Origin of the sequence: Cupriavidus sp. HPC(L), assembly GCF_000307735.3 — a bacterium.
Taxonomy (GTDB): domain Bacteria; phylum Pseudomonadota; class Gammaproteobacteria; order Burkholderiales; family Burkholderiaceae; genus Cupriavidus.
Genome location: NZ_AMPR02000292.1, coordinates 1 through 2,933 on the forward strand (window position 1 = coordinate 1; position 2,933 = coordinate 2,933).

The window sequence follows — 2,933 nt, forward strand, 5'->3', positions numbered from 1 at the left end:
GTAATCAGAGGCAAGCAAGCATGTCCGACATCCTGCAGAAGATCCTGGCCGTCAAGGCCGACGAAGTCAGCGCCGCGCGCAGGCTGGGCAGGTCGCGGCGCTTGCGCGCGGCGCTGACTTCGTCGGCCTTGACGGCCAGGATCTTCTGCAGGATGTCGGACATGCTTGCTTGCCTCTGATTACTGGAACTGCCGCGTGGCCTGCACGAACTCGTCGAGCTTGGCGCGCGCCGCGCCGCTGGCGATCGCCTCGCGCGCGCGGGCGATGCCGTCCTCGATCGACGAGGCGACATTGGCCGCGTACAGCGCGGTGCCGGCGTTCAGCGACACGATCTCGCGCGGGGTGCCCGGCACGTTGGACAGCGCCTCGAGCAGCATCTCCTTCGATTCGGCGGCGTCTGCCACCTTCAGGCCGCGGTTCGAGATCATCGACAGGCCGAAGTCCTCCGGGTGGATCTCGTATTCGCGCACCTCGCCGTCCTTCAGTTCGCCCACCAGCGTGGCCGCGCCCAGCGACACCTCGTCCATGCCGTCCTTGCCGTAGACCACCAGCGCATGGCGCGCGCCCAGGCGCTGCATCACGCGGACCTGGATGCCGACCAGGTCGGGGTGGAACACGCCCATCAGGATATTGGGCGCGTCGGCCGGGTTGGTCAGCGGGCCCAGGATGTTGAAGATCGTGCGGACGCCCATTTCCTTGCGGATCGGCGCGACGTTCTTCATCGCGGGATGGTGGGTCGGCGCGAACATGAAGCCGATGCCGGTCTGCGCGATGCACTGGCCGACCTGCTCGGGCGTCAGCATGATATTGACGCCGAGCGCCTCCAGCACATCGGCGCTGCCGGACCTGGAGCTGACGCCGCGGTTGCCGTGCTTGGCGATGCGCGCGCCGGCCGCGGCCGCGACGAACATCGATGCGGTCGAGATATTGAAGGTATGCGAGCCGTCGCCACCGGTGCCGACGATGTCGACGAAATGCTCGCGCTCGGACACCGTGACCTTGTTGGCGAATTCGCGCATCACCTGCGCCGCGGCGGTGATTTCGCCGATGGTCTCCTTCTTGACGCGCAGCCCGGTCAGGATCGCGGCGGCCATCACCGGCGAGATCTGCGCCTGCATGATCTGCCGCATCAGATGCAGCATCTCGTCGTGGAAGATCTCGCGGTGTTCGATGCAGCGCGTCAGCGCTTCCTGGGGCGTGATGGGCATGGCGGTCTCGCAGGCGTGGGGTTTGTTCGATCCGTTCGATGGGGCGCGTGAGGGGGCGGTAGCGAGGGCGGCGGCGAGCGGGGCATCGAGCCGTTTCATCGCGCCACCTTCAGGAAGTTCTCCAGCAGCGTGTGTCCGTGTTCGGACAGGATCGACTCGGGATGGAACTGCACGCCCTCGATCGCGAACTGCTTGTGCCGCACGCCCATGATCTCGCCGTCGGGCGTCCACGCGGTGACTTCCAGGCAGTCGGGCAGCGTCTCGCGCTCGATCGCCAGCGAATGATAGCGCGTCACGTCGAACGCCCTGGGCAGGCCGGCGAACACGCCCTGCTGCGTGGTCTCGATGCGGCTCACCTTGCCGTGCATCACCTGCTTGGCGCGGATGACCTTGCCGCCGAACGCCTCGCCGATCGCCTGATGGCCCAGGCATACGCCCAGGATCGGCAGCTTGCCGGCGAAGTGCTTGAGCACGGCCACCGAGATGCCGGCCTCGGCCGGGCTGCACGGTCCGGGCGAGATGCAGATGCGCTCGGGCGCCAGCGCCTCGATTTCCTCGATCGTGATCTCGTCGTTGCGGTGGGTCCGCACGTCGGCGCCGAGCTCGCCGAAGTACTGCACCAGGTTGTAGGTGAACGAGTCGTAGTTGTCGATCATCAGCAGCATGATTCACCCGGCTTGATGTTGGTGGAAACGGAAGGCGCGTGAAGCACGCGTGCGGCGGGCACGCGAAGCGGCAAGCGCGGCTGGCGCGCGGCGGTATTCGAAACGGTTGAAGCGGGGGAGGGGTTCGACGGCATCGGCAGATCTCCTGGGTATCTAGGAGCCGCCGCACCGGTGAGCTGTCGGACCGCACGTATGCCAACCGGAACGGCGGCAAGGTGCGAACAAGAACGCAACGACGTGCCGCTTCCTAGTGGAAGCGCCACCAACGGGACGAATGCGACGAAACGGTCGGAGCCCGGAAGGTCATCGTGGTTCTGCGTCAGACGATTGGATGATCGGGGTGATCAGGTCGATCGGGGTGTGTTCGGAGGTTACACGGAAAGCGACGCTTTGTGGGACACCGCGCATCCGGAACGAAGTCGCTACTTTAACTTGCCTCGCATGCCGGTGTCGAGCGCGAGCGCCGCCCGGCCGCGGGCCCGTCCCGCAATCCCCAACCAAGGGAGGGGGCTGCGGAAGCGGAATTTGGCGTGTTTTCTATCGTTCACAATCGATTTTCAGCTTCTTCACTACACTTTGCGAAGTTTTGCGGCTCCGCACCTTGCGCTTCTGCAGCGGTTGCGGTTGCACGACGCCATCCCCTCTGCGATGGCCATCCGGCGCGGTTCTTCGGTGCCCGCCGGATCCCGTAGGTCCTCCCCCGTCGATCTCCGCAGGCGGGACAGACCCGATCGGGTTCCGTGCCCTCGTGCCGCCCTTCCCTAGCCGATAACGGACTCGCGTGCGCGCCATCGATGCACGCCGCGGGCGCTTGACCATCACAGCGAGACAGGCTGCGGAGTCCCAATGGAGTCTTTGATGACGCGTCATTCGCGCTCTCCTGCCCGCGTTCCGGCCGATAGCCGCCGTCTGCGGGCGTTGCGGCGGCGTACCCCGGTGCAGCTGGCTGTCGGGCTGGCGGCGGCGATGTCGTGCCTGGCGGTGCCGGCCCATGCCGCACCGGCGCAGGCCGACCAGCCACCGGCGCAGGCGGACCGGCAATACGATGCGCTGATCCAGC

General features: G+C 66.5%; 3 protein-coding genes and 1 pseudogene. 1 reads left to right on the forward strand and 3 read right to left on the reverse strand.

The features are described 5' to 3' along the window. Nucleotides 1–73: 73 nt before the first annotated feature. The 3 genes and pseudogenes from trpC to B551_RS15925 all read right to left on the reverse strand — a co-directional run. Nucleotides 74–163, reverse strand: a pseudogene (trpC, locus tag B551_RS26140) (indole-3-glycerol-phosphate synthase TrpC); the annotation flags it as partial. Between the two features lie 16 nt (nucleotides 164–179). Continuing rightward, nucleotides 180–1,208, reverse strand: a complete 1,029-nt coding sequence (gene trpD / locus B551_RS15920) for an anthranilate phosphoribosyltransferase (RefSeq protein ID WP_006577781.1) — start codon at nucleotides 1,206–1,208, stop codon at nucleotides 180–182. Nucleotides 1,209–1,303: 95 nt separating this feature from the next. Continuing rightward, entirely contained in the window at nucleotides 1,304–1,873 is a 570-nt protein-coding gene (locus B551_RS15925; protein ID WP_006577780.1) for an aminodeoxychorismate/anthranilate synthase component II, read from the reverse strand. A gap of 858 nt (nucleotides 1,874–2,731) precedes the next feature. Here B551_RS15925 and B551_RS26145 point away from each other — a divergent pair. Further along, nucleotides 2,732–2,933 (forward strand): hypothetical protein (locus tag B551_RS26145; protein WP_157072002.1); only part of this gene is annotated, 202 nt, incomplete at its 3' end.

What these genes read in the sequence shown, in the direction of transcription:
- trpD (WP_006577781.1), bottom strand. Translation starts at nt 1,208, where the DNA reads ATGCCCATCACGCCCCAGGAAGCGCTGACGCGCTGCATCGAACACCGC.
- B551_RS15925 (WP_006577780.1), bottom strand. Translation starts at nt 1,873, where the DNA reads ATGCTGCTGATGATCGACAACTACGACTCGTTCACCTACAACCTGGTG.